The sequence below is a fragment of the Streptomyces sp. NPDC014995 genome, from assembly GCF_043080745.1.
Taxonomy (GTDB): Bacteria; Actinomycetota; Actinomycetes; order Streptomycetales; family Streptomycetaceae; genus Streptomyces.
The window spans coordinates 233,464-257,002 of sequence record NZ_JBIBVX010000010.1; the positions used below are offsets into that span (position 1 = coordinate 233,464).

Annotated in this window: 18 protein-coding genes and 1 pseudogene; 13 read left to right on the forward strand and 6 right to left on the reverse strand. The window is 69.6% G+C overall.

What is annotated here, in order from left to right; genetic code table 11:
* The first annotated feature begins 111 nt into the window (after positions 1–111).
* Positions 112–2,865 (forward strand): helix-turn-helix transcriptional regulator, encoded by a 2,754-nt coding sequence (locus ACF1A1_RS21550; RefSeq protein ID WP_392001895.1) that lies wholly within the window; start codon positions 112–114, stop codon positions 2,863–2,865.
* A gap of 134 nt (positions 2,866–2,999) precedes the next feature.
* Here ACF1A1_RS21550 and ACF1A1_RS21555 read toward each other — a convergent pair whose 3' ends face one another.
* Both ACF1A1_RS21555 and ACF1A1_RS21560 read right to left on the reverse strand, forming a co-directional pair.
* A complete protein-coding gene (locus ACF1A1_RS21555) occupies positions 3,000–3,614 on the reverse strand; it encodes an FMN reductase (protein WP_392001896.1) in 615 nt (204 codons plus the stop codon).
* Positions 3,611–4,708 carry an LLM class flavin-dependent oxidoreductase gene (locus tag ACF1A1_RS21560; RefSeq protein WP_392001897.1) on the reverse strand — a complete coding sequence of 366 codons (1,098 nt, stop codon included), beginning with the start codon at positions 4,706–4,708 and terminating at the stop codon, positions 3,611–3,613. Before ACF1A1_RS21560 ends, ACF1A1_RS21555 begins: the two co-directional genes overlap by 4 nt.
* 399 nt (positions 4,709–5,107) lie before the next feature.
* Between ACF1A1_RS21560 and ACF1A1_RS21565 the strand changes: the two are divergent.
* From ACF1A1_RS21565 to ACF1A1_RS21580, 4 genes and pseudogenes are all read left to right on the forward strand, one after another.
* Positions 5,108–6,475 (forward strand): annotated as a pseudogene (locus ACF1A1_RS21565) (cytochrome ubiquinol oxidase subunit I).
* On the forward strand, positions 6,468–7,766 hold the full coding sequence (locus ACF1A1_RS21570) for a cytochrome d ubiquinol oxidase subunit II (RefSeq protein WP_392001898.1): 1,299 nt from the start codon (positions 6,468–6,470) through the stop codon (positions 7,764–7,766). Before ACF1A1_RS21565 ends, ACF1A1_RS21570 begins: the two are co-directional and overlap by 8 nt.
* The gene (locus ACF1A1_RS21575) at positions 7,763–9,520 is read left to right on the forward strand and encodes an ABC transporter ATP-binding protein/permease (RefSeq protein WP_392001899.1); all 1,758 of its coding nucleotides are present in this window, start codon (positions 7,763–7,765) and stop codon (positions 9,518–9,520) included. The genes ACF1A1_RS21570 and ACF1A1_RS21575 overlap by 4 nt, the downstream gene beginning before the upstream one ends.
* A complete protein-coding gene (locus ACF1A1_RS21580) occupies positions 9,517–11,154 on the forward strand; it encodes an ATP-binding cassette domain-containing protein (RefSeq protein WP_392001901.1) in 1,638 nt (545 codons plus the stop codon). The genes ACF1A1_RS21575 and ACF1A1_RS21580 overlap by 4 nt, the downstream gene beginning before the upstream one ends.
* A gap of 80 nt (positions 11,155–11,234) precedes the next feature.
* Here ACF1A1_RS21580 and ACF1A1_RS21585 read toward each other — a convergent pair whose 3' ends face one another.
* Positions 11,235–12,071 carry an alpha/beta fold hydrolase gene (locus ACF1A1_RS21585; protein ID WP_392001902.1) on the reverse strand — a complete coding sequence of 279 codons (837 nt, stop codon included), beginning with the start codon at positions 12,069–12,071 and terminating at the stop codon, positions 11,235–11,237.
* A 277-nt stretch (positions 12,072–12,348) separates the two neighbouring features.
* On the opposite strand from ACF1A1_RS21585, the gene ACF1A1_RS21590 reads away from it, so the two are divergent.
* The 3 genes from ACF1A1_RS21590 (at position 12,349) to ACF1A1_RS21600 (ending at position 14,553) form a co-directional block, all read left to right on the forward strand.
* Positions 12,349–13,074 (forward strand): alpha/beta fold hydrolase, encoded by a 726-nt coding sequence (locus ACF1A1_RS21590; protein WP_392001903.1) that lies wholly within the window; start codon positions 12,349–12,351, stop codon positions 13,072–13,074.
* 51 nt (positions 13,075–13,125) lie between these two features.
* Positions 13,126–13,974 (forward strand): alpha/beta fold hydrolase, encoded by an 849-nt coding sequence (locus ACF1A1_RS21595; RefSeq protein ID WP_392001905.1) that lies wholly within the window; start codon positions 13,126–13,128, stop codon positions 13,972–13,974.
* Positions 13,975–14,397: 423 nt separating this feature from the next.
* Entirely contained in the window at positions 14,398–14,553 is a 156-nt protein-coding gene (locus tag ACF1A1_RS21600; RefSeq protein ID WP_392001906.1) for a hypothetical protein, read from the forward strand.
* 176 nt (positions 14,554–14,729) lie between these two features.
* Here the strand turns inward: ACF1A1_RS21600 and ACF1A1_RS21605 are convergent, their stop codons facing one another.
* Both ACF1A1_RS21605 and ACF1A1_RS21610 read right to left on the reverse strand, forming a co-directional pair.
* Positions 14,730–15,236 (reverse strand): hypothetical protein, encoded by a 507-nt coding sequence (locus ACF1A1_RS21605; RefSeq protein ID WP_361298708.1) that lies wholly within the window; start codon positions 15,234–15,236, stop codon positions 14,730–14,732.
* Between the two features lie 471 nt (positions 15,237–15,707).
* Positions 15,708–16,733 (reverse strand): hypothetical protein, encoded by a 1,026-nt coding sequence (locus ACF1A1_RS21610; protein WP_392001907.1) that lies wholly within the window; start codon positions 16,731–16,733, stop codon positions 15,708–15,710.
* 375 nt (positions 16,734–17,108) lie between these two features.
* On the opposite strand from ACF1A1_RS21610, the gene ACF1A1_RS21615 reads away from it, so the two are divergent.
* Both ACF1A1_RS21615 and ACF1A1_RS21620 read left to right on the forward strand, forming a co-directional pair.
* A complete protein-coding gene (locus ACF1A1_RS21615; protein WP_359636231.1) occupies positions 17,109–17,480 on the forward strand; it encodes a helix-turn-helix domain-containing protein in 372 nt (123 codons plus the stop codon).
* Between the two features lie 11 nt (positions 17,481–17,491).
* Positions 17,492–18,046: an ImmA/IrrE family metallo-endopeptidase gene (locus ACF1A1_RS21620; protein ID WP_392001909.1), complete on the forward strand. Its 555-nt coding sequence runs from the start codon at positions 17,492–17,494 to the stop codon at positions 18,044–18,046.
* A gap of 414 nt (positions 18,047–18,460) precedes the next feature.
* Here the strand turns inward: ACF1A1_RS21620 and ACF1A1_RS21625 are convergent, their stop codons facing one another.
* The gene (locus tag ACF1A1_RS21625) at positions 18,461–20,233 is read right to left on the reverse strand and encodes a PucR family transcriptional regulator (protein WP_392001910.1); all 1,773 of its coding nucleotides are present in this window, start codon (positions 20,231–20,233) and stop codon (positions 18,461–18,463) included.
* Between the two features lie 223 nt (positions 20,234–20,456).
* Between ACF1A1_RS21625 and ACF1A1_RS21630 the strand changes: the two genes are divergently transcribed.
* From ACF1A1_RS21630 to grpE, 3 genes are read left to right on the forward strand one after another with little or no spacing between them, the layout of a single operon-like run.
* On the forward strand, positions 20,457–20,945 hold the full coding sequence (locus tag ACF1A1_RS21630) for a general stress protein (protein ID WP_298552286.1): 489 nt from the start codon (positions 20,457–20,459) through the stop codon (positions 20,943–20,945).
* A 51-nt stretch (positions 20,946–20,996) separates the two neighbouring features.
* Complete coding sequence (gene dnaK, locus ACF1A1_RS21635) at positions 20,997–22,907, forward strand: molecular chaperone DnaK (RefSeq protein WP_392001912.1); 1,911 nt, start codon at positions 20,997–20,999, stop codon at positions 22,905–22,907.
* A gap of 9 nt (positions 22,908–22,916) precedes the next feature.
* Positions 22,917–23,534, forward strand: a complete 618-nt coding sequence (grpE, locus tag ACF1A1_RS21640) for a nucleotide exchange factor GrpE (protein ID WP_392001914.1) — start codon at positions 22,917–22,919, stop codon at positions 23,532–23,534.
* Positions 23,535–23,539 lie beyond the last annotated feature (5 nt).

Consider the following 23,539-nt stretch of genomic DNA (forward strand, 5'->3'; position numbering starts at 1 on the left):
GACTGTGGCCGGGGGCTCTGCGTACGCCGCACTCTCGCTCGGGCCCCCCGCACCCCTGACGCACATACAATGCTTTTTGCTGATCAATGCACTGGGTCTGGAGGGCATCGGGTGTCGGACCACGAGCTATTCGGCAGAGACGAGGAGTTCACCGCTCTCGACGCCCTCATTGATGGACTGCCCAAGACAGGCGGGGCGCTCGTGGTCCGCGGTGCTGCCGGCATCGGTAAGTCCGCGCTCCTTGCACGGGCCGCGCGCCAGGCCGAGCGCTCGGGAGTCACCGTGCTCACCGCGACCGGCGTGGAGGCCGAAAGCCATCTGCCCTTCGCCGGGCTGTACCAGCTGACGCGAACGATGCTGGACCGAGTCCCAGGTCTGCCGCCGGTTCAGGCGGAAGCGCTGCTGGGGGCCTTTGGAATGGCCGAGCCATCCCCTACGGGGAGTGCACCGCAGCTCTTCATGATCGCTCTGGCCACGCTCGACCTGCTCGGCGAAGCCGCCGGCCAAGCACCCATGCTGCTGATCATCGACGACGCGCAGTGGCTCGACTCGCCGACCCTGGACGTTCTCGCGTTCATCGCCCGACGGCTCGGGCCCGAACCCTTGGGGATGCTCTTCGGCATCCGCGACGGGCACACCACGTGCCTGGATGCCCTCGCACTGCGCGAGCTCCGGCTCCGCCCCCTGACCACGACCGATGCCGGGGCCCTTCTGAATGCCGTGGAGCCGCAGCTGGAACCGCCGCTCCGGCACCGGGTGCTCGACGCGGCCGCGGGCAACCCCCTGGCCCTCATCGAACTGCCTGCCGCGCTACGTGAGCAGGGAGCACCGGCCGAGGCACTGACCTCCTCAGCCATCCCTCTCACCGCAAGACTCGAACAAGCATTCACATCCAGGCTGCTCGACCTGCCGTCCGACACAAGGAGCATGCTGCTCGTCACGGCCTCCGACGACGAAGGGGCGCTGGGAGAGGTGCTCGCGGCCGCTTCGGTACTGGCGGGCACCGACGTCTCGCCGGAATCCTTGTCCCCCGCGCTGGCGATCGGCCTGGTCACCGCGGACGAATACCGGATCCGGTTCTGCCACCCTCTCGTGCGGTCGGCGGTCCTCCAGACCGCTTCGCTTGCCGAGCGACTCGCCGCGCACGGCGCGCTGGCCACGGTCCTGGACGGTCAGTCCGACCGTCAGACCTGGCACAGGGCCGCGGCCAGCGGTCGGCACGACGAATCCGTCGCCGCGGAACTGGACGAGACAGCCGCCAGAGCAGAGACGCGAGGCGCGCCGGCCGTGGCCCTGGCGGCCCTGGAACGGTCGATCGCACTCAGCGAAATCCCTTCACACAAGGTAAAACGCCTGCTCAAAGCGGCAGAATTGGCCCTCGACCTCGGCAGGACGGATCAGGCCGCGGCCCTTCTGCAGTTGGCGGCACCGCTGGCGGCAGACGTGCTGGAGCGGGCACACACGGTGCTGCTGGGCGAGGGACTCGAAATCGATGTGTCGAAAAGCATCCCTCGGCTGCACCTCCTCCTCACCACGGCGGAGGAGGCGGCGACCGCCGGTGATCCCGAACTCGCGCTGCGGCTTCTCCGAGCGGCAGCGACACGATGCTGGTGGGACAACCCGGGGCGCGCTCTGTGCGAGCGTGTGGTGGCCGCGGCTGAGCGGCTGCCTGTGCCGGAGCTGCACCCAGATCTGTTGTTCGTCCTGGCCGGCGCGACTCCGCTCGAGCGCGGCGCGACGGTGATCGAGCGGCTCGAGCGCCTGGAGAGGGAGGGCGGCTACGACGCCTCCGCCGCCACCACGCTCGGTACGGTGGCCACGATGGTCGGTGGCTACGACCACGCGGCGGGCTTCCTCCGTCAGGGGGCGGCCGGTCTGCGGGCCCAGGGACGGCTGGGACTCCTCGCCCAGACCTTGGTGTCCTTGTCGTACACCTCGGCGCACATCGTGGACTGGGAATCGGGCCTGCCGAGCGTGGCGGAGGCCATCCGGCTCTCGGAGGAGAACGCCCGGCCTCGCTGGCTCACCGGTGCGCTCATCGCGAAGGCCCAGTTCTCGGCGGTACTCGGGGACCTGGAAACGGCGCAGGCCACCAACGCACAGGCTGAACGCCAGGGACTCGCCAGGGCGAATGCCGGCCACCTCGCCTTCATCCAGATCACGCGAGGCATGATCGGACTCGCGGCCGGCCGTCACGCCGAGGCGTTCGCCTGCGTGTGGCGGGTCTTCGACCCCGCGGACCCCGCGCACCATCCCTATCTCCAGACCATCGCGATCACGACGCTCGCCGAGGCCGCAGTGAGCGACGAGGAACGCGCCGTGGCGCGCGACGCCCTCAGCCGGCTCGACGCATCGGCCGCGACCACAACGGCCCGGCTGATCAGGGCGAACCTGGGGTTCGCGCACGCCCTCCTGGCAGACGACGAGGACGCCGAGGCACCGTTCCGGTCGGCGCTCGATCTGGACCTGTCCCGGGATCCCTTCACGCGGGCGCGCCTCCTGCTCGCCTACGGCGCATGGCTGCGGCGTAGACGCCGGGTGATGGAGTCCCGGGTGCCCTTGCGCATCGCCAGGGAGTCCTTCGCCTCGCTGGGGACTCGCCCCTGGCACGAGCGCGCGTGCCAAGAGCTCCGCTCCGCGGGCGAGGGTGGCACGCAGAGCATGCCCGCGGACTGGGATCTGCTCACACCGCAGGAACTGCAGATCGCGCAGCTGGCCGCGACGGGGCTCTCCAACCGGGAGATAGGCCAGCAGCTCTACCTCTCACACCGCACCATCGGAGCACACCTGTACCGGATCTATCCGAAGCTGGGGATCTCCTCCCGTGGCCAGTTGCGGGACAAGCTCCAGCTGGGCGGATGGTAACTGGATTCCGACGGCCGCGGACCGCGCCCCTGCTTTCACCAGCTTCCACCTTCGGCTTCCTCCAGCCCGAGCGCGGCAGGCCCCGGCTCGGTCGGTGAATCCGCGTCCCCGTTCTGTGGCCTGCGGGGTCGGCCTCAGTCGAAGCGCAGATCGGAGAGCTGCCGTTCGAGCGCGGTGATGTCGTCCTCGGGCGCCTCCTCGGCCGGGCGGGCGGCCATAAGCGCGGCCAGATCGCCACCCGCCCGCCGTATGCGCGCGGGTAGGCCCGCGGTGTACTCGTCACCGCCGGATCCCCAGTCCTCGGACGCCGCGTAGACCGCGGTGGGTACGACGACGGCACGCAGGTAGGCGAAGAGCGGGCGGAGGGCGTGTTCCAGGACCAGGGAGTGGCGGGCTGTTCCTCCCGTCGCCGCGACGAGGACCGGCGTCCCGGTGAGGGCGTCCGGGTCGATCAGGTCGAAGAAGGACTTGAACAGCCCGCTGTAGGAGGCGGTGAACACGGGGGTCACTGTGATCAGGCCGTGCGCGCCCGTCACCGCGTCGATCGCGGTGGCCAGTTGGGGCACCGGGAAGCCAGTCACGAAGTTGTTGGCGACGGCGACGGCCAGTTCCCGCAGCTCGATGACGTCGGTCTCCACGTCGTGGCCCTGAGCGGCGAGTTCACCGCGGGCCGACTCGGCGAGACGGTCCGCGAGCAGGCGCGTGGAGGACGGGGTGCTCAGGCCGGCGGACACGACTACCAGCTTCATGCGGCCGTGTCTCCCTTCGAGGGCGCTGCGGTGGCCACAAGGGACGCGTGTGTCGGCGCGTCCGGCACGTCGGCCGAGCGGCCGATCGCGAACTCCTTCCGCAGCACGGGCACCACCTCCTCGCCAAGGATGTCGAGCTGTTCCAGAACGGTCTTCAGGGGCAGACCCGCGTGGTCCATCAGGAACAACTGCCGCTGGTAGTCGCCGACGACCTGACGGAAGGACAGCGTCCGCTCGATGACCTCCTGGGGAGAACCCACCGTCAGCGGCGTCTGCTCGGTGAACTCCTCCAGCGACGGCCCGTGCCCGTACACGGGCGCGTTGTCGAAGTAGGGGCGGAACTCCCGTACGGCGTCCTGGGAGTTCTTGCGCATGAACACCTGGCCCCCCAGTCCGACGATCGCCTGTTTGGGCGTGCCGTGCCCGTAGTGCGCATACCGTCGCCGGTACAGCTGGACCATCTGCCTCGTGTGGTCGGCCGGCCAGAAAATGTTGTTGTGAAAGAAGCCGTCGCCGTGGAAAGCCGCCAGGTCGGCGATCTCCGGGGAGCGGATCGATCCGTGCCACACGAACGGCGGTACGCCATCCACCGGACGGGGCGTGGACGTGAACCCCTGCAGGGGCGTGCGGAACTTGCCCTCCCAGTTCACGACGTCCTCGCGCCACAGCCGGCGCAGCAGCGCGTAGTTCTCCTTGGCAAGGTTGAGGCCCTGCCGTATGTCCTGGCCGAACCACGGATACACCGGGCCGGTGTTGCCGCGCCCCATCATCAAGTCGACCCGGCCGTCGGCCAGGTGCTGGAGCATCGCGTAATCCTCGGCGATCTTCACCGGGTCGTTGGTGGTGATCAGCGTCGTGGCGGTGGAAAGGATCAACTTCTCGGTACGGGCGGCGATGTAGCCGAGCATCGTGGTCGGCGACGACGGCACGAACGGCGGGTTGTGGTGCTCACCGGTCGCGAAGACGTCCAGGCCGACCTCTTCCGCTTTCAACGCGATGGCGACCATCGCCTTGATGCGCTCGTGCTCCGACGGGGTACGGGCGTTGGTCGGGTCGGGGGTCACGTCCCCCACCGAGAAAATTCCGAACTGCATGGGGGCCTCTTCGTTCCGGCAGCTGTGTGGGTGCCCGAAATGTAGGCACCGGCCGGACGGCCGTCATGCCTGTGCGTGCAGCGGAGCTTGCCCGTCAGCGCCCTGTCTCGGTCCGTGTGGTGGGCCGCTGCCTGTCTGACCGGAAGTGTGCAGCGGTGGGCAAGTGCCCGGCGCTCGCAGGCAATCGTCGTAGCCGCTCAGCCGTCTAGCGTGTCAGTGCCACGGGGCGGCGACCGCGTCCTCTCCCCCTGGCCGACTCGGCCGCCGCGACGGACCCGGTACGCGACAGCGGCCCCCGGCGAAGGCCCACCAGGGCGCCCCGTGCCTGATGCCTCGCCCAGCGCGGGCCGTGAACACGCGCGAGCCCCGCCAAGAACCGCCGCCTCCCCTGGAGTACCCATGGACTCGTCAACCGTCGTCGAGCTGTCCCGATGGCAGTTCGCGATCACCGCGATCTTCCATATGACCTTCCCCGCGCTCACCGTCGGCCTGTCCGTGCTCCTCGCCGTCGTGTACACGGTCTACGTGCGCACGGGGAACCCCCTGTACCTGCAGATCTTCCGGTTCTGGAAGAAGATCTTCGCCGTCGGCTTCGGCCTGGGCGTGGTCGCGGGCACGGTGATGACGTTCGAGTTCGGCCTCAACTGGGGCATGTAGGCCCACGCGGTCGGGCCGATCATCGGAGTCACCATCGGCATGGAAGTGATCACCGCCTTCTTCCTGGAGGCGGGGTTCATCGGCCTGATGCTCTACGGGGACGGGCGGATCCGCCCGCGCACCATGGCCCTGGCCAGCTGGATGGTCGCCTTCGGAACGCTGCTGTCCACCACCTGGATCCTGTCGGCCAACAGCTGGATGCAGGACCCGGTCGGCTACCAGAAGGTCGCCGGCCAGTTCCACGCCAGGGACTGGATCAGCATCCTGTTCAACCCCGCCTTCGCCCACCGCTTCCCGCACATGCTGCTGGCCGTGCTGATCAGCGCCGCCTGGTTCGTCGGCGGAATCTCCGCCTGGTACCTGGTGAAGAACCGGGTCCAGGCCCAGCCCATGGCCCGCCGCTGCCTGTCGATCGCGCTCGGCGTGCTGGGCGTTCTGATGCCGGTGCAGCTGTACGTGGGAGACGGCACGGCGGTCTTCATGGGCCAGCACCAACTCCCCAAGCTGGAGGCTTTCGAGGGCAACTGGAAGAGCGACAACAACGGCTACAACGTGCTGATCGTCCCTGACACCGACAAGGGCGAGAACCGGCTGCAGCTCGGCATTCCCTATCTCGGTTCGGTCATCGCCCAGGACCTCAGCGGCAAGACGACGACGCCCGGACTGCTGCAGACCCCGCCCGACGAGCGCCCCAACATGTGGACCACCTTCTACGGCTTCCGCGCCATGTACTTCACCGCGCTGCTCATGTTCGCCACCGCCTTCGCGGGCGTCGTCCTGCGCATGCGGCGCCGCCTGTTCGACTCCCCACGCTTCCTGCGGTGGATGGTGTGGATGACCCCGGCCGGGATCATCGCCATCACCGGCGGCTGGATCGTCGCGGAGACGGGCCGCCAGCCCTGGGTGGTCTACGGCCAACTGCGCACCGCCGACGCGGTCTCCCACCTGACCACGTTCGAAGTCGCCGCTAGCTTGATCGGTTTCGTCCTGCTCTACGTCACTCTGCTGGCCATCTGGGCCCGCTACATCGTCCGCACGGTCAAGGCCGGCCCCGAGGCACTGGCCACCGGGCCCGCCTCGCCCGACGCATCGGAGGCCCTCGTTGCTTGAGTACGCCAGTTACGCCCTGGTCCTCTTCTCCCTCGCCATGTATGTCGTACTCGACGGTTACGACCTCGGGGTGGGCATGCTCAGCCTGGCGGCCCGGCCGGAGCGCCGACGGGAGTACGGCGAGATCGTCGCCACCGCCTGGGACGCCAACGAGAGCTGGATCATCCTGGCCGGCGTCGTCCTCTGGGCCGGCCTGCCGGGCGCCTACGCCGTGATTCTGCCCAGCGTCTACCTGCCGTTGATCGGCATGCTGATCGCCGTCATCCTGCGCGGGCTGGGCCTGGAGATGCAGAGCGCGGCCGGCGGCTACCGGCGAGGATGGGCGCTGCTGTTCGGCGGGGCGTCGCTCGCTGCGGCCGTGTGCCAAGGTCTCGTCCTCGGCGCCGTGCTCACCGGCCCGCACCAACGCAACGGCACCTTCCAGGGCGGGGCCTTCGACTGGCTCAGCCTCTACAGCGTGCTGTGCGCGCTCGGCCTGGTCGCCGTCTACCTGCTGGCCGGGGCCGCCTGGCTGCAGGACAAGACCGAGGGCTGGTCGCGGTCGGGCGTCCGCCGCACCGGACGGTCGCTGCTGATGCTCACCGCCGTCATGGCGGTCGTACTCGGCCTGGTGCTGCCGAGCGCCGACCCGCAGCAGTTGCAGCTGGGCCAGCCCGGGCGGGCCGTGTTGTTCTGGCTCGCGGTCGTCGCCGCCGTCGTGGCCGGTGCGGTCGCCTGGTACGGCTTCGGCCGGCGCCCCGACTGGCGGCCGTTCGCGGCCGTGGCCACGCTGATGACGTGTGGGCTGCTGGGCTTGGCGGTGGTCTCCGTACCGGTCGTCGTACCGCCCGGGCTCACTGTCCATCAGGCGGCGAGCCCGCACTCCTCCCAGCTCTTCCTGGTCCTGGGCGTCGGGCTGTGTATGCCGTTCGTACTGGCCTACAACATCTACGCCTGGCGGAGCTTCCGCGGCAAGTACACCGATCCGGTGGAGCGTCCGATCCCGCCGCTGCACGCCCGCACGTACCCCTTGGCGGTCTCTCTCGCGCCCTCCGGTACCGCGCGGACGGTCGTGCGGCGGACCCTGCTGGTGATGCTCGGCATCCTCGCAACGGCCCTGTCCCAGGACGTGTTCGGCGGTGTCGCCGACTGGATCGGCCCCGTCGGCGTCACCGTCCTGGGCTGCACGGCGCTGGCCGCCTGGATCGTCGGCGACCGCCGGGACCGGCGCGCCGGGTACTTTCACCCGGACCTCGCGAATGTCGCCGACATCGCGGACATTGATGGCTTCGAGGCGGAGACCACCTCGTGAGCACCACCGCCGTGCTCCTGGACGAACTCGCCGCGGACCGGGCCGCGGACCCGGTGCCCGCCAGGTTGCAGGAATGGGCGGCCGTCGGCGGGCGGGAGCTGCGTCGCGCGGGCCTGCTGCGCGGCGCGGCCCCGCTGGGCACGGTCATCTGGGCGGGTGGGCTCTCCTGGGGCGCCCAGCGCGGCCTGTCCGCGTTCCAAGGCGCCCCCTACCCCGCGGCGGCCGTACTCCTTCCCGCCCTGCTCATAGCAGTCGGCGTCGCGCTGCGCGCCGTACTGCTGGCCGCGGGCGACGCGGCGGCCGCGCGCGGCTCCCGCACCGTACGCGAGACCCTGCGCGGCCGGCTCATCGAGACGGCGCTGCCCGCCCGCGGCCCGGCCCGCACCGACCTGGACGACGCGGCGCTGGTCCAGGCCGTCGACGGCGAGGTCGGCCAGCTGACCGACTGGCTCACCGACTACCTGCCCGCGCGGACCACCATGCTGCTCGGCAGCGGCCTCACCCTGGCCGCGATCGCCTCCCGCAGCTGGTTCGTCGCCCTACTCGTACTGGCCGCCACCCCGCTGCTGCCGGCCAATGTGAAGGTCATCGGCCTGGGCACGCAGACCGCTGTACGAGCCCAACTGACGGCGATCCGCACCCACCAGGCCCGGCTGCTGGACCACCTGCGCGGGCTGCCCACCCTGGTCGGGCTCGGGGCACACGACCAGGCGGCGGACGCGCTGGCCCGGCACGACCGGGAGGTCGCCGGCCGCACCGAGAAAGTACTGCGGATCGCCTTCCTGTCGACCGCGTGGGTCGAACTGCTCATCACCGGCACCCTCGCCGTGGTGGCGACCTACTGCGGACTGGTCCTGCTCGACTACCTGGACCTGCCCGTCGTACCGGACCACATGAGCCTGTCCGCCGCGCTGTTCGTCCTGGTCCTGGTGCCCGCCTACTTCGCGCCGACCCGGGACCTGGCCGCCGGCTACCACGCCCGCGCCCGGGCGACCGCCGCCGCCGGCTTGCTGGCCCAGGTCCTGGACGCGGACGCGGATCGCGAAACCGTGCTGCCACCCGCCCGGCATGCCCGGCATGCCCGACGTGCCCGACCTGCCGCGGCGCCACCCGGGGTGTGCCTGGAAGCCGTCACGGTCCATCACCCCGGACAGGACGCACCCGCGCTGGACCGTGTCAGCGTGTACCTCGCACCGGGGCGGTGCCTCGCCGTCACCGGCCCCAGCGGGGCCGGCAAGTCCACCCTGCTCGCCGTCGCGGCCGGGCTGTACGCCCCGCACGGTGGACGCGCCCTCCACCTGCTGAACCGCCTTCCGGTTTCCGCCGACCCCAGCCGGGTCGCCTGGGTGGGCCAGCCCGCGCACCTGCTGCCCGGCACCCTGCGCGAGAACCTTCTCCTCGCCCGGCCCACCGCGAGCGACCATGACCTGCTGGACGCCGTCGCCTCCCTCGGCTTCGAGGACCTCCTGGCCGCGCTGCCGCAGGGGCTGGACACACCGCTCGGCGAACGCGGCACCGGCCTCTCCTCCGGCCAGTCCCAACAGCTGGCTCTCGTCCGGGCGTTGCTGCGGGACGCACCTGTGCTGTGCCTGGACGAACCCACCGTCCACCTCGACCCGGAGGCGGAGCGGCGCGTCCTGTCCGCGCTGCGCACGCTGGCCCGCGACCGTACGGTCCTGCTCGCCACCCACAGTCCCGCGCTGTTGCCGCTGGCGGACCACGTCATCACGCTGGACCACGGGAGGGCCCGATGAACCGGATCAGCGCCTGGCGGCTGCTGCGTACAGCGGCTCCGCGCCGCGCCCTCCTGACCGGCATGCTGTTCGCCGCGGCGGCAGAACTCAGCGGCGCAGCACTGCTCGGTGTGTCCGGCTGGTTCCTGACGACCTGTGCCGTGGTCACCCTCCAGGCCAACACCACCTGGTCCTGGATGTACCCCTCGGGCGCCGTCCGGGCACTGGCCCTCACCCGCACCGGTCTGCGCTACCTCGAACGCCTGGACAACCACCGGACACTGCTGGCCACCCAGGTGGCCCTGCGAGCTCGGCTGGCCCGCGGCGCTGCCCGCCTCACCCCTCGCGAGTTGCGCGGACAACGCGACGGGACATTGCTCACCCGGCTCACCGCCGATGTGGAGACCGTCGCCAGCCTGCCCGCGAACGTCATCGCACCGCTGGCGGCAGCGGTCACCACCTCGTGCCTGGTCGTGACACTGCTGCTATGGGCCATGCCGGTACTGGGCGTGGCCGAACTGGTCGTCCTGGCTGTCGGCTTCGCCTGTGTCCGGCACGCCGACCACCGTGCGCGAACCCACCTCGCCGAGGCCGCGGAGGCCAGGGCCGCACTCCGTTCTGTGCTGCTCGGCAGCCGGGCGGCCTTCAACGAACTGCGGTGCCTGGACGCCCTGCCGCAGGCTCAGCGGACGGCGACGAGCGCCATGGCCGACGTCGAGTCCGCCGAGTGGGCCGCTGCCCGAGCCGAGCGGCACGGGCGACTGGCGCTGCGTCTCCTTGCCGCCCTGGGGCAAGCGGCGGTGTTGGTCATCGTCCTGCGCGCCGCCCCGGCCCAGCCGATCGCCGTCGCCGTGGGCGAGGTGCTGTTGGTGGCCGCCGGGTGGGAGCTCCTGGAGAGACTTCCCCGGCTGATGCAGCACCTGGCTCAGGCCGGGGACGCAGCCGGGCGCCTCGCCGCTCTCTCCGCCGAGGCGCACCCGGCGGGCCGACGGCGGGAGGCCGTCCGCTCCGTCGAGACGGATGGCCTCCCGCTCCTCGGTTCGCCCGCCGAACTCGCGATGACCGTGCGAGGCCCCGGACTGGTCCTGGTCACCGGTCCCAACGGCAGCGGGAAGTCGACGCTGCTCGGCCAACTGGCCGGGCGCGTACCCGCCCCTGCCGGCACGGTCCTCCTCGACGGCACGCCCGTGCACGAGTTGCCTGCCTCGGACATCGCCGCGACGGTCACCCTCGTCGAGGCCGACGACTGGCTGGCCGACGACACGGTCGCGGCCAATCTGCGTCAGGCGGCACCATCGGCCGACACCACCGCTCTGCGGACCGCACTGAGAGTGGTCGGCCTGTCGGCCTTGTCGCTCGACAGACCGGTGGGCCCCGGCGGACGCCTGCTGTCGCAAGGTCAGCGCCGGCGGCTTGCCACGGCGCGCGCCGTACTGGGACATCCACCGATCCTGATGCTCGACGAGCCAGTGGCCGGCCTGGACCGCCCCACAGCCGAGGCACTCCTGGCCGCACTGCCCGAGGCACTGCCCGAGACCGCACTGGTGATCGCCCTGCAGGAGCAGGACCTTGCCATGCTCAAGCGGACACCGACCGTGGTCGTGCGGCTCGGCCAGGCCGCCGATCGACCGCTCCGGCCTGAGAAGGTGGCCTAGCAGGACCTACCAGCGGGGACAACAGCCGCAGACATACCGAAGCCGGGCCACCTTCGACGGGCGGCCCGGCTTCCGTGCGGTCACTTCCCCAGGAAGGTGAGGAGTGCCGCGTTGACCTCCTCCGCGTGGGTCCACAGCAGGCCGTGCGGGGCGCCCTCGATCTCCGCGTAATCGGCGGACGGGAGGGCCTTGTGGAACGGCCTCGCGGTGCCCTCGACGGGCAGGATGCGGTCGCCCGTGCCGTGCAGGATCAGGGCCGGCACGTCGATGGCCGGTATGTCGGCCCGAAAGTCGGTGTACCAGGTCGACGGCGCGGCGGCCGCGGCGAAGAAGCCGGCGCCCGCGGCGACGTTCCAGCTGTTGCGGACGGCCTCCTCGCTGATCCTGGTGCCAAGGTTCTCGTCGAGGTTGTAGAAGTCCTGGTAGAAGGCCGTGTAGTACGCGTAGCGGTCCGCCTTGACGGCCGCGACGACACCGTCGAAGAACTCCTTCGGGGCGACCCCGTCCGGGTTGTCGTCGGTCTTGAGCAGGCAGGGCTCCAGCGAGGACAGGAAGGCGACCTTGGCGACCCGGGCAGAGCCGTAAGTGGACACGTATCGGGCGACCTCACCGGTGCCCATCGAGAACCCGACGAGGACGGCGTCCCGCAGGTCGAGGGTCTCCATCACGGCGTTCAGGTCGGCCGCGAACGTGTCGTAGTCGTAGCCGGTCGTCGGCTGGCTGGACTGCCCGAACCCGCGGCGGTCGTAGGTGATCACGCGGTAGCCGGCGGCGAGCAGCACGGCACTCTGCCGCTCCCAGGAGTGGCCGTCGAGCGGGAAGCCGTGGATGAGGACGACCGGCTGCCCGGATCCGTGGTCCTCGTAATAGAGGTCGATGGCGGTGGAGTTCTCCTGGCCCACGGTGATGTACGGCATGCGTTGCTTCCTCGTTTCCGGGTGATTGGCAGGTAACTCGGTCACGCTAGGCCGGACGCCGCGCCGCCAGTGGTCGCACAGCGCACCACTCCTTGCCCGCAGGCGCAGCGATCACGGGCGCGTACAGAACAGCGTTCGGGCGCTCACAGGCAAAGCGTCTTCGCCATTCCTCCTTACGGTTTCGTTCGTGCCTGTGGTGTTCCGCCCCTGACCGGACGTCATGCGTGGATCGCCTCTCGGCGCGCTTCCCCCTACCCCTCTCCACAAGGAGTTGTGCATGTCCCGTTCCGGTAGCCCGACAGTCGTCCTTGTTCACGGTGCCTTCGCCGACGCCTCCAGCTTCTCCCGTGTCATCCCCGAGCTGATCGCCCGCGGCCTGGACGTGGTGGCCCCGGCCGTACCCAACCGCAGCCTGCTCGGTGACGCCGCCTACATCGCCTCGCTCGTCCGCCGGATTCCCGGCCCGGTCGTCCTGGTGGGCCACTCCTACGGCGGTGCCGTCATCACCGTCGCGGGCGCGGAGGACAACGTCGCAGCGCTGGTCTACCTGGCCGGGTACGCCCTGGAGGAGGGCGAAAGCCTCGGTGAACTGCAGGGCCGCTTCCCGGATTCCGGCCTCGCAGACGCGCTCGTCTTCACGCCCTTCCCGATCGAGGGCTCGACCACGCCCGGCACCGATGTGTCCGTCCGGATCGACAAGTTCCCGTCGATTTTCGCCGCCGACGTCGAGCCCCGTCTCGCCTCCGTGCTTGCCGTCTCCCAACGCCCGCTGGCCGCAGAGGCATTCGCCGAAAAGGCCCCGGTCGCGGCGTGGAAGACCAAGCCCTCCTGGGGTCTGGTCGCCTCGGCCGACCGCACCATCAACCCCGATGTGGAGCGCTACGGCTACCAGCGAGCCGGAATGACCACCGTCGAGGTCGACTCCTCGCACCTGGTGATGCTCGCGCACCCCGAGCGGGTCGCCGAACTGATCCACGAGGTGGTCCGGGCCACCGCCCGGTGAACCGTCCCACGCCCAGCACGAGCCCCTTGACACGACCGTAGAAAGCGAACGATGAACTCACCGATCTCACGCCGCACCGTCACCGTTTCACTTCTGGCAGGCGCCGCCGCCCTGGGAACTGCGGGCGCCGCGTTCGCCACTCCCTCACCGTCACCGACAGAGGACCTGCCGTCCCACCGACACCGGCATGAGCAGCCCACCATCGTCCTGATCCACGGCGCGTTCGCCGACGCCTCCAGCTGGAGCGCCGTCGTCGAACGGCTCCAGCGGCAGGGCCACCATGCCCTCGCGCCGGCCCTTCCCCTCCGCGGGCTGGCCAGTGACGCCGCCTACATCCGCAGCGTGCTGGAGAGCATTCCGGGACCGATCGTGCTCGTGGGTCACTCCTACGGCGGAGCGGTCATCAGCGCTGCGGCTGCAGACGCACCTCGGGTCAAAGCGCTCGTCTACATAGCCGCCTTCGTACCGGACATCGGCGAAAGCGCCCTGGATCTCACCGGCAAGTACCCCGGAAGCACCCTGGCGCAGGCCACAAGCACCCAGTACTACCCGCTGCCCGGAGGCGGCGAGGGCGAGGAACTGATCATCAAGCAGGAGCTGTTCCGGGAGCAGTTCGCGGCCGGCGTGCCTGCCACGACCGCTCAGGTGATGGCGGTGGGGCAGCGTCCGATCGCCCTGGCCGCGCTGCAGGAGAAGGCCACCGCGGCAGCATGGAAGAAGCTCCCCAGTTGGTACCTCGTCGCCACCGAGGACCGCAACATCCCTCCGGCCGCCGAGCAGTGGATGGCCGAACGCGCCCACGCCCACACTGTCAGGGTCCGCGCACCCCACGCGGTCGCCGTGAGCGACCCGGCCCCCGTCACCGAACTGATCCTCCGCGCCGCCCGCTCGGCCTGCTGAACAGGCCACCCTTGCAGGCGATCGCTGATACAGGTGGCCTGACCTGAACAGCAAAATCCCCACCTGACACTCGGCCTCGCATGGCGCCGCTGGCCGAGCGCGGTGGTCGCCGGTGGGAGGCCGGACGCGGCTCTCCCGGCAGCGCGACGTGGGGCGTCCCGCTGTGGAAGCCCGTCTCGGAACATGTACGGAGACCAGCGTCCCCGTAGGACGGGACTCGTACGTCGGGGTTCGGTGACAGGTCATCCGCCGACGCCCCGAGGCGAACGGCGATCACGTCCTCGCACGGTCTCGTGTCCCGCTTGTCACGTCCGGTGTCGGCGGAGCGCCGGGGTAGATCAGGTCTCCGAGTTCGTCCGGGCTGCGGCGGGCTCGATCAAGCGACCGGGGCTGACGCCCACCCCCTCGGCCAGTGCCGGAATCGTGACCGTGGCGCTGCAGGCGACGCTCTGCTCTGGTCTGCGCCAGGCAGAGCGGCTGACCGCCCAGTACGGTGCGGACCTCGGCACGATGCTGACGTGGGCCGAAGCCACCCAGACCGATCACCTCCTGTGTGTTGCGCTGGCCCTGAGGAATTAGCAGGTCAGCGGGCCCAGGACGCCAACAGGCCAAGCCCATCGCGCGTCAGGCCAAGCGCTCCGCTCAGTGCCAACCATCCCGCTTTTGTGCCAACTAAAAAGCCTCGTCACAGCAGTGTGACGAGGATTTTTAGTTGGCACAAAAGAGGGGTAGTTGGCACCAAGATCACCAGCCTGTCAGAGGTGTTGGCGCATCACCTCTATGCATGTGGCTCGGGCCGCGTTCGATCGGTCCCGGGGGTACGGGATTCGGAGGTTCATGCCGCTGTCGGTGGTGATCGGTGGGTGCTGCCAGGCGAGGCTCATCTGCGCGCCGGCTTCCGCTCGCGCCGTGGCCACGAGGGTCGCGTAGGGGCCCGCGACGGTTGGGGCCTCGATCTGGAGCCACGCTTGGTGGAAGGCCATTCGCGCCAGCAGACTGCTGACCTCGTCGGTGAGCTGCTGTCGTACGGCGGACGAGGACTCGGCGCGGCGCCGTATGCGGTACGGCATTTCCAGGTACTCCTCGACCGCCGTCAGCGCCTCGGCGAAGGTCTTGGCCCGGCGTTCCCTTCGCACGGCCCGCTGGTTGAGGGCGTAGGTCAGGAAGGCGCCGAAGAGGGCGATGCAAGGGACGATCAGTGCTGCTGTCTCCGCCCAGGTCCATTCGTCGCCCGTCGCCTGTCCCGCCGCGAAGACCTCCACACATCACTCCCCGGCATGCCGTGAGGCGCATCCTCCACCAACCACCGGCCGCCGTGCTCACCGCCGGTGAGCCGCCAGTAGTGTTCGAGGAACAAGTGTGTGCGGACTATCTCGATGAGGTCCAGAAGGCCCTTGGCGCTGGTCCAGCGTCGCTCTTGAGGGTCGAGCGGGTGCCAGAGGCAGAGTGCGCCGTCGTGGGAATAGCGGTGCTTCGACGGAGCTCCCGGTTTGGCGTGCACCCGCGGGAAGTCCCGGGGATCTTGGCCGTAGGTCGCATAAGGCGGGTCCTCGTAGAAGCGCACCTTGACGCTGACCGGGGCGGGTTCACCTATGACGTCGAGTCCGGACAGTTCGTACGTCAAGGAGCCCCGATGGTACGTGTGACGGAGAGCGGAGCCGAATCGTCGGCGGGCGTCTCGTTCGAGCGGGGCCCACCAGGCAGGCTGGACCCCGTACCAGACCGGCACGGCGTCAGATTCCCCAGGCGCGGGTCGGAGTGACGAGTCCGACGGCGAGGCCCAGACCAGTGGCGGCCGTCCCGCCCGCGCCTACGGCCATGGGGAGACGAGCGGCCTCTTCCTCCGTGGGGTCCGCGTCCGGGATGAGGTCCGGGAGGACCTGATGCAGGGCGTGCTGAGCGCTGAGTGGGCGTCCGTCCCTCTCATGCTCGATCGCGAGGTCGATGTAGTCGCGGGCAGCGCACAGCCGCTTGTGTACCTCGCGGCGCGGCATGTTCAGAGGAATGGCGCCGGCCACACCGGCCGGGTCTGGCGTCGGTCCCTTGTCGATCTCGTCCGCCGCGTAGGTGAAGAAGATCCGGAGTGCGTCGATGAGTGGCATCGGCTGGTCGAGGCACCCTAGCGCAAGCGCCTTGATGTTCCAGGAGCACATGGGCTTGCTGTGCTTCGCGTTCCAGTGCTTGAGCAGCCGGACTGTACGAGCGAACGCGACCTTCGTGCCGGCAATCGCTTCGAGCACCATCCGGGTGTGGGTGACCGGGTCAGCACGGTCCCACTGGTCCGCGATTTTCGTGTTCGGGATGTACAGCCCGCAGCCGGAAGGATGCGGGATCGCGGTCATGATGTCCGCCGTGAAGTCTGGCTGTCCGTACGTCACCGGGTCGCCGAAGCGCACGAGGACGGCGCGGCGCCGGCCGGCGACTTCGATGGTGAGTTTCGGGAACTCGTCGTCGAGATCCTCGTGCACCACATGGCGCACTTTCTCCATCAGGGACAGGGCGCTCTTCTTGCCCGGGCCGTACGGCTTGGCGTCCGTCTTGCTGAGCACGACGCCCAGGTCGACGTCGGTGAGGGGCGTGTTGGCGTCGCCGTGTGCGACGCTCCCGTTGAAATACGTGGTCGAGCCGGGGAACGCCCGGCGCGCAGACGCAGCCAGGAGTCGGCGGCGGCGCCTCGCCTCGTCGACTTCCTCGGCGGTTACCTGGATCTTGCGGCGTCCTTCGTCGAGAAGTGACGCCAGGGAGTTGTTACTAGCCATCGGTACCTCCGGTATGCGGCTGGCGGAAGACGCGAGTTGCGACTCACGCCCCTGTACTTGGCGTGCTACCTCTCGCGGCGGACGCCCTTGCACGGCCGGCCGCCTGTCTTGCCGTCCGTGAACCTGCCGTTCTCGCCCCGCTTCGTCCATTTGCACGTCTGTGAATTCCAGACCTGGCTCCGCTGAGAGACGCTGCCACGACGGGAGCCTTTGCCGGTGTTCGTGGCCACGCCTCCACCACCCTTCGTGTCGGACCATCCGTTCGCTTGCGAGATCGGCATTGATTCCGATCTTGCAATCTGGAGGGTAAGGGGTGCGCTTCGACTTTCGCAAGCGTTTCCTGATATGCAAGGATGGGGTCGAAGGGAGGAGATCGTGAGCGAGCGGAACGCTGCAGGACGGTTTGACGCGGTCGCGTTTCACACGGCCCTGGATCGCACGCGTCAGGACCGCGGGCTTCTCTGGAAGGACGTGGCTCAGCAGGCTGGCGTGAGCGCTTCGACGTTGACGCGGTTGGCGCAGGGGCGACGACCCGATGTCGACGGGCTCGCGGCCCTCGTCACGTGGGCGAATCTGAGCGCGGATGACTTTGTCCGCCGGAGCGACGAGCCGCGCAGCCCGGACACTCTGACAAAGGTGGCTACGCACCTGCGGGGCGACCGAAATCTCACGCCCGAGGCTGCGGAGGCCCTCGAAGCTCTGATCACCGTTGCCTACAAGCAGTTGGTGTCTGATCGGCCAGAGTAGGGGAGCTCCCTATGGCGTTGCGTCATGGCTTCAAGGCTGAAGCCAACCGCCTGGCAGTGCAGATGCGCAGAGAGTTGGGGCTCGGCCCCGCCTCACCGCTCGCGCCTTCGCGGCTTGCCAAGCATTTGATGATCCCTGTCCGGATGTTCAGCTCGGCCATAGCGGATGACCCTCGCATTGAGCGACTTCTCACTACCGAACGGGAAGCCGTGAGTGCTCTCACCGTGCACGCTGGTTCCCGGCGACAGATCTGGGTGAACGACTCGCACGACATGGGGCGGCAGAACAGCTCGGCCAGCCATGAGATCGCCCATGCCCTCCTGATCCATCCACCCGGCCCGGCGCTCGATGTGCGCGGCTGCAGGCACTGGGACGGGGACATCGAAGAAGAAGCGGACTGGCTGGCCGGCAGCCTATTGATCACGAATGAAGCTGCGTGGTCGATCGCCAGAAGCGCGCTCAGCCCTGAGGCAGCGATGTTCCGGTTCGGGGTCAGCAGGCGGATGCTGACGTGGCGCATGAACATGAGCGGCGCGAGCGCTCGGCGTGATCGGTCCGCGAGTTGAATTGGTGCCTGGCTGTGCCGACGAGCGCGCCAACCCGCCATGACCTGGGTTACTGGGGCGGGCATCACCGGCCATGACTCAGCCGAACTGGGTCTCGCCGACCCCACCACAGTGGGATCGTTCTCGACCAGACGATGAGGTTTCCCTGGAAACCGGGGCGGCGGGCCTTTCGGTGGCGGCCGACGGAACCGGCCCCGCATGCTCAACCCCCGCTGTGATCGCAATCCCTGCAGCTACTCGAGTTCCGCGGCGCGGAGTAACCGCTCGGAGCGGGATATTTCGCAGTGTGTATACGGCAAGGTCGCATTCGAGCCGCTGCCGACCGTCTGGTGATAGCTGACGAGCCTTCGGCGGAGGGCCAGCCTGCTCCTACGGCGATGGGGACAGTGGAGCGGCCCGCGGTGCGTGGGCTCCTCAACCCGGTCCGCCCAGCATGATCTTCCACACCCGGGTGGCGACCTGCAGGTTGAGGCGGTCCTCCACGCTCGTGAGGTCATGGCCGCTGATCTCACGGATGCGCTGGAGCCGGTAGCGCAGCGTGCTGCGGTGGATCGCCAGGGATTCGGCGGTCTCGGCGTAGTTGCCACCGCAGTCGAAGTACCGGGACAGGGTCTCCACGAGAGCCGTACGGTGCCGGCCGTCGTAGTCGACGAGGGGTCCGAGCCATTCCCGAACGAACGCCTCCAGCTCCTGGTATTCGTTTCCAGGCCCCAGGATGCGGTAGAGGCCCAGATCGTCGAAGAACGTCGTGCCGTATCGCCTTCGGGACCGGCGGCGTACCTCCAGGGCGCGCAGTGCTTCCTGGTAGCGGCCGGGGATACCGTCCGGGGTGTCGCAGCGGGCACTCACCCCGATCGTCCCGTCCGGTGTTCCGGTCTCCCGGGCGATCGTCTCGTACAAGGCGTGGTCGTGGGGGCTGCCCTCGGCGACCAGGACCACGTGGTCGGAACGCCGAGTCACCAGCGACGGCATGCCCACGGCCGAAGCCGCCCGGCCCACGGTCCGCGCGAAAGCGTCGTCCGCGACCTGGTTCCTCCACTGCACGACGACCACGTACTGGATGCGGTGCAGGTCGTGTCCGAACGCCTCGGACCGGGCGTAGGCGCTCGCCTCGTCCGTGCCCCCCAGGAGATCGTCGACCAGTTCGCGGCGCAGTCGCAGCTCGACCTCCGCCAGACGGCGCAGGTGCGACAGTTCCACGGCGAGTGACGTGGCGGCGTGCTCCAGCGCGAACACGGTGTAATCGTCGGCGTCGTCCTCGGGATCGACCAGGGCCAGTACTCCGAGGACCTCACCGCGGGGGCGTACCAGGGAAATCAGCCGGTCGTTGATGCGCACGGACCCGCCTCTCCGGGCGACCCCCTGGAGCATCTCCTCATGACGTGCGGGGTCCGGTTCCGGATAGGGGTCGGGCCGGCCGGGACCGGTCCAGGACCGCAGTCGTCCGAAGCGGTCCTCCACCAGCACGGGAAATCCGGTGAGCTCATGCAGTGCGCTGGTGATGGCCTCCTCGCCGCCGCCCGAGGCCGCGACCTCTGCGAGGGCCTCGTGCACGGCCCGCTGATATCCCAGCTCGACCACGAGAGAGATCAGCCGCCGCTGGAAGGCTGCCCGTTCCCGTCGCAGTCGGTGCAGCTCCAGGGCGTCTTCCCGCTGGCGGCGGTGCGCGACGGCGACGGAGAGGGCCGCGGCGGTGAGGCGTACGAGCGTGGCGAGCAGGACGTGCTGGGCTTCGGTGGGCCGGGACCGAGACGTCACCACGAGGTAGCCGTGCAGTCCACCGGGTCCGTGCAGGGCGAAGGCCCTGCCCCTGGACCGGCCGGGAACGGTTACGGGGACGTCCCGCCCTGTCAGCTCTCGCACCGTCCGGTCGACGACCGACGCATGACCCGGCCCGACCTGCGGGCTGGGCACCATATGGCCGTGCACCCTGAGGTAGCCGGCCTCGGCTCTGTACGGGCCGACAGCCGACACGTGGTTCATGGCCAGGCGCACGATCTCGCTTTCGTCCCGAGTGTCGAACAGAGCGCGAGAGACTGCCGGCCAATTGTGGGATGCCAGGGTGGAAAGGGGCGGGCGAGACCCGCGCCGCGAGATCGTGGGGTGCTGTCCCAGACGGCCCGGCGGAAGGCCGCCTTCCCGGTCCGGGCGGCGTCGGTACACGCTCCGGCCCCTGGAGCCGGCCATGGGATTACTCCCTTCCCTGAGCCCCCAGAGAGGTGACAGCGCCTCTTCCTCTACGCCTTCCCCGACCAAGGTACCCGAGATGTCCGGCGTGTCCGCTCTCGTGCTCGCGGGGGGACGGGCTCCGTTGTTCTTTGACCTGCCGGGCGCAGGCGCAGAGCTGCTCGGTTCGCGAGTCTGGGGGCGTGCCGGGGCCGCCGTGCACACGGGCAGGAAGGACTGGGCGATGAGCGAGCAGCCTCGTAGGCCCGTTGCCACGTACGAGACGTACCAGGAAGCCGAACGTGCCGTCGACCACCTCTCGGACCAGGGGTTTCCCGTACAGCGGGTGGCCATCATCGGACAGGACGTCAGGCTCGTCGAGCAGGTCGTCGGCCGTATGGACTACGGCAGGGCCGCCCTGCACGGAGCGGCGAGCGGGGCCCTTCCCGGAGCGCTGATCGGCTGGCTCTTCGGCCTGGTCGACTGGGTGGACCCGCTCGTATCCGCCCTGCTCGTCGCCCTCTATGGCCTGATTTTCGGAGCGATCGTGGGCGCGCTGTTCGGCCTGCTGCTGTACGCCCTGCAGGGCGGCCGACGGGACTTCGCCTCCGTCCGCTCGATGCAGCCCAGCCGGTACGACGTCGTCGTGGACGAAGCGGTCGCCGACGAGGCGGTACGGCTGCTCGGCGGGTTGCGGACCGCCGGTGCCGGTGGACGTCCCGCCCCTACCTGAACGATCGGATCCGCAGTGCCGGCGCTTGCCGCCGCACGGGAGGAGTTCCTCATGGCCAAGGCAGTGGGCATCGACCTGGGCACCACGAACTCGGTGATCGCCGTGTGGGAGGGCGGCGAAGCTTCCGTCGTGCCCAACACCGAGGGCAACCGTACGACGCCGTCCGTGGTGGCCTTCACCGACACCGGGGAACGGCTGGTGGGCCAACTGGCCCGGCGCCAGGCGATCCTCAATCCCAAGGGCACCATCTACTCGGCCAAGCGGTTCATCGGCCGGCACTTCGACGAGATCCCGGACGAGGCCAGAGCGGTGGCGTACGACGTCGTCGAGGGCCCGGGCGGCGTCGCCCGCTTCAAGGTGCGCGACAAGCTCCATGCGCCCGAGGAGATCAGCGCCCAGGTGCTGCGCAAACTTGCCGACGACGCGTCCAAGCAGCTCGGGGAACGGGTCACGGAGGCGGTCATCACCGTGCCCGCCTACTTCAACGACGCCCAGCGCACCGCCACCAAGGACGCCGGGCGGATCGCGGGACTGGAAGTGCTGCGGATCATCAACGAGCCGACCGCCGCCGCCCTGGCCTACGGCATGGACAAGAAGCAGCACGAGACGGTGCTGGTCTTCGACCTCGGCGGCGGCACGTTCGATGTGAGCATCCTCGACGTGGGCGACGGCGTGGTGGAGGTGCGTTCCACGGCGGGCGACAGCCACCTGGGCGGTGACGACTTCGACCGGCGTCTGGTGGATTACCTCGCGGACGACTTCCAGAAGGAGAACGGCATCGATCTCCGCAAGGATCCGCAGGCCCTGCAACGCCTGTTCGAAGCGGCGGAGAAGGCCAAGACCGAGCTGAGCTCGGTGACGCAGACACAGGTCAGCCTGCCGTTCATCACGGCCGATGCCTCGGGGCCCAAGCACCTCACCGACTCGGTCATGCGGTCCACGTTCGAGCAGATCACCAGCGACCTCGTGGAGCGGTGCCTGGGGCCGGTCCAGCAGGCCATGGCCGACGCCAAGGTGGGCGAGAGCGACATCGACGAGGTCATCCTCGTCGGGGGTTCCACCCGTATCCCCGCCGTCCAGGCCCTCGTGCGCCGGCTGACCGGCGGCAAGGAACCCAACATGAGCGTCAACCCCGACGAGGTCGTGGCCCTGGGTGCCGCGATCCAGGCCGGGGTGCTGAAGGGCGAGGTCAAGGACGTCCTGCTGCTCGACGTCACGCCTCTGTCTTTGGGTGTCGAGACACGCGGCGGCGTGATGACGAAGATCATCGAGCGGAACACCACCATCCCCGTGCGCCGCACCGAGACCTTCTCCACCGCCGAGGACAACCAGCCCGCCGTCGACATCGTCGTCCTGCAGGGCGAGCGCGAACGGGCCGCCGACAACCGGGTGCTCGGCCGCTTCCAGCTCACCGACATACGCCCGGCGCCGCGCGGCGAAGCGCAGATCGAGGTCACCTTCGACATCGACGCCAACGGCATTCTCAACGTCAAGGCCCGAGACCGGGACACCGGCAAGGAACAGGGCATCACCATCACCGAGAGCTCCAACCTCGACCGGAGCGAGGTCGAGCGCATGGTCCAGGAGGCCGAGCGCAACCAGGGCGAGGACAAGGCCCTGCGCGAGGCCGTCGACGCCCGCAACGAGCTCGACGCCGTCGCATACCAGGTCGAAAAGCGCCTCGCCGAGCTCGGCGACGCCGCACCCGCGCACGAGAAGTCACGCGCCGAGATGCTGGTGTCGGATGCCCGGGCGGCGGTCAAGGAGGAGGCAGGCGTGGAGCGGGTGCGGCCCCTGACCTCCGAACTCCAGCAGGTGCTGGCGGGGCTGACGGCGCATCAGGCCGGCGCCACCACGGGCGGTCCCGGCCAGGACGCCACCGGGGGTGGTGCGACCGGTGGCGGCCCGAGCGGCGGTGGCGGTGACGACGACGTCATCGATGCCGAGTTCGACAAGGACTGAGGAACCGCCATGCCGATCCACCCCAGGGAATCCGACCCGGCCGTGCCGGACCCGGCCGACCCGACTCCGGAGGGCGCCGTACGCCCTCCCCGAGGGGATCTTCCGCGCTCGGGCCCGCCGACCGGGCCGGGGTCTGACACGGACGAGGAACCCGGCCCCGACGCGGCCGGCGGCCCCGCACCGTCCGAGGACGAGCCCACGGCCGAGCTCAAGGAACTCGAGGACCGCTGGCGGCGCGCGCTCGCCGACCTCGACAACCTCCGCAAGCGCCACACCAGGGAACTGGAGCGGGAGCGGACGGCCGAGCGGTCCCGCACGGCCGCCGCCTTCCTGCCCGTCCTGGACAACCTCGAACTCGCCCTGACCCATGCGGGATCCGACCCCGGCGCGATCGTGGAGGGCGTCCGGGCGGTCCGAGACCAGGCGGTGAACGTCCTCGAACTGCTCGGCTACCCGAGGCACGCGGAAACCGGCGTCGCTTTCGACCCCGCCCGGCACGAGGTGGTCGGCGTCGTCCAGGACCCCGACGCCCCACCGGGCACGGTCGTCGAGGTGCTGCGCCCGGGCTACGGGGACGGGGAACGGCAGCTCAGGCCCGTCGCCGTGACTGTCGCGAAGCGGGAGTGACCGGT

Excerpts from the sequence above, each read along its gene's own strand:
- ACF1A1_RS21555 (WP_392001896.1), bottom strand. The coding sequence starts at position 3,614 with ATGAAGCTGGTAGTCGTGTCCGCCGGCCTGAGCACCCCGTCCTCCACG.
- dnaK (WP_392001912.1), top strand. The coding sequence starts at position 20,997 with ATGGCCAAGGCAGTGGGCATCGACCTGGGCACCACGAACTCGGTGATC.
- ACF1A1_RS21580 (WP_392001901.1), top strand. The coding sequence starts at position 9,517 with ATGAACCGGATCAGCGCCTGGCGGCTGCTGCGTACAGCGGCTCCGCGC.
- ACF1A1_RS21610 (WP_392001907.1), bottom strand. The coding sequence starts at position 16,733 with ATGGCTAGTAACAACTCCCTGGCGTCACTTCTCGACGAAGGACGCCGC.
- ACF1A1_RS21560 (WP_392001897.1), bottom strand. The coding sequence starts at position 4,708 with ATGCAGTTCGGAATTTTCTCGGTGGGGGACGTGACCCCCGACCCGACC.
- grpE (WP_392001914.1), top strand. The coding sequence starts at position 22,917 with ATGCCGATCCACCCCAGGGAATCCGACCCGGCCGTGCCGGACCCGGCC.
- ACF1A1_RS21625 (WP_392001910.1), bottom strand. The coding sequence starts at position 20,233 with ATGGCCGGCTCCAGGGGCCGGAGCGTGTACCGACGCCGCCCGGACCGG.
- ACF1A1_RS21585 (WP_392001902.1), bottom strand. The coding sequence starts at position 12,071 with ATGCCGTACATCACCGTGGGCCAGGAGAACTCCACCGCCATCGACCTC.
- ACF1A1_RS21590 (WP_392001903.1), top strand. The coding sequence starts at position 12,349 with ATGTCCCGTTCCGGTAGCCCGACAGTCGTCCTTGTTCACGGTGCCTTC.
- ACF1A1_RS21630 (WP_298552286.1), top strand. The coding sequence starts at position 20,457 with ATGAGCGAGCAGCCTCGTAGGCCCGTTGCCACGTACGAGACGTACCAG.
- ACF1A1_RS21595 (WP_392001905.1), top strand. The coding sequence starts at position 13,126 with ATGAACTCACCGATCTCACGCCGCACCGTCACCGTTTCACTTCTGGCA.
- ACF1A1_RS21620 (WP_392001909.1), top strand. The coding sequence starts at position 17,492 with ATGGCGTTGCGTCATGGCTTCAAGGCTGAAGCCAACCGCCTGGCAGTG.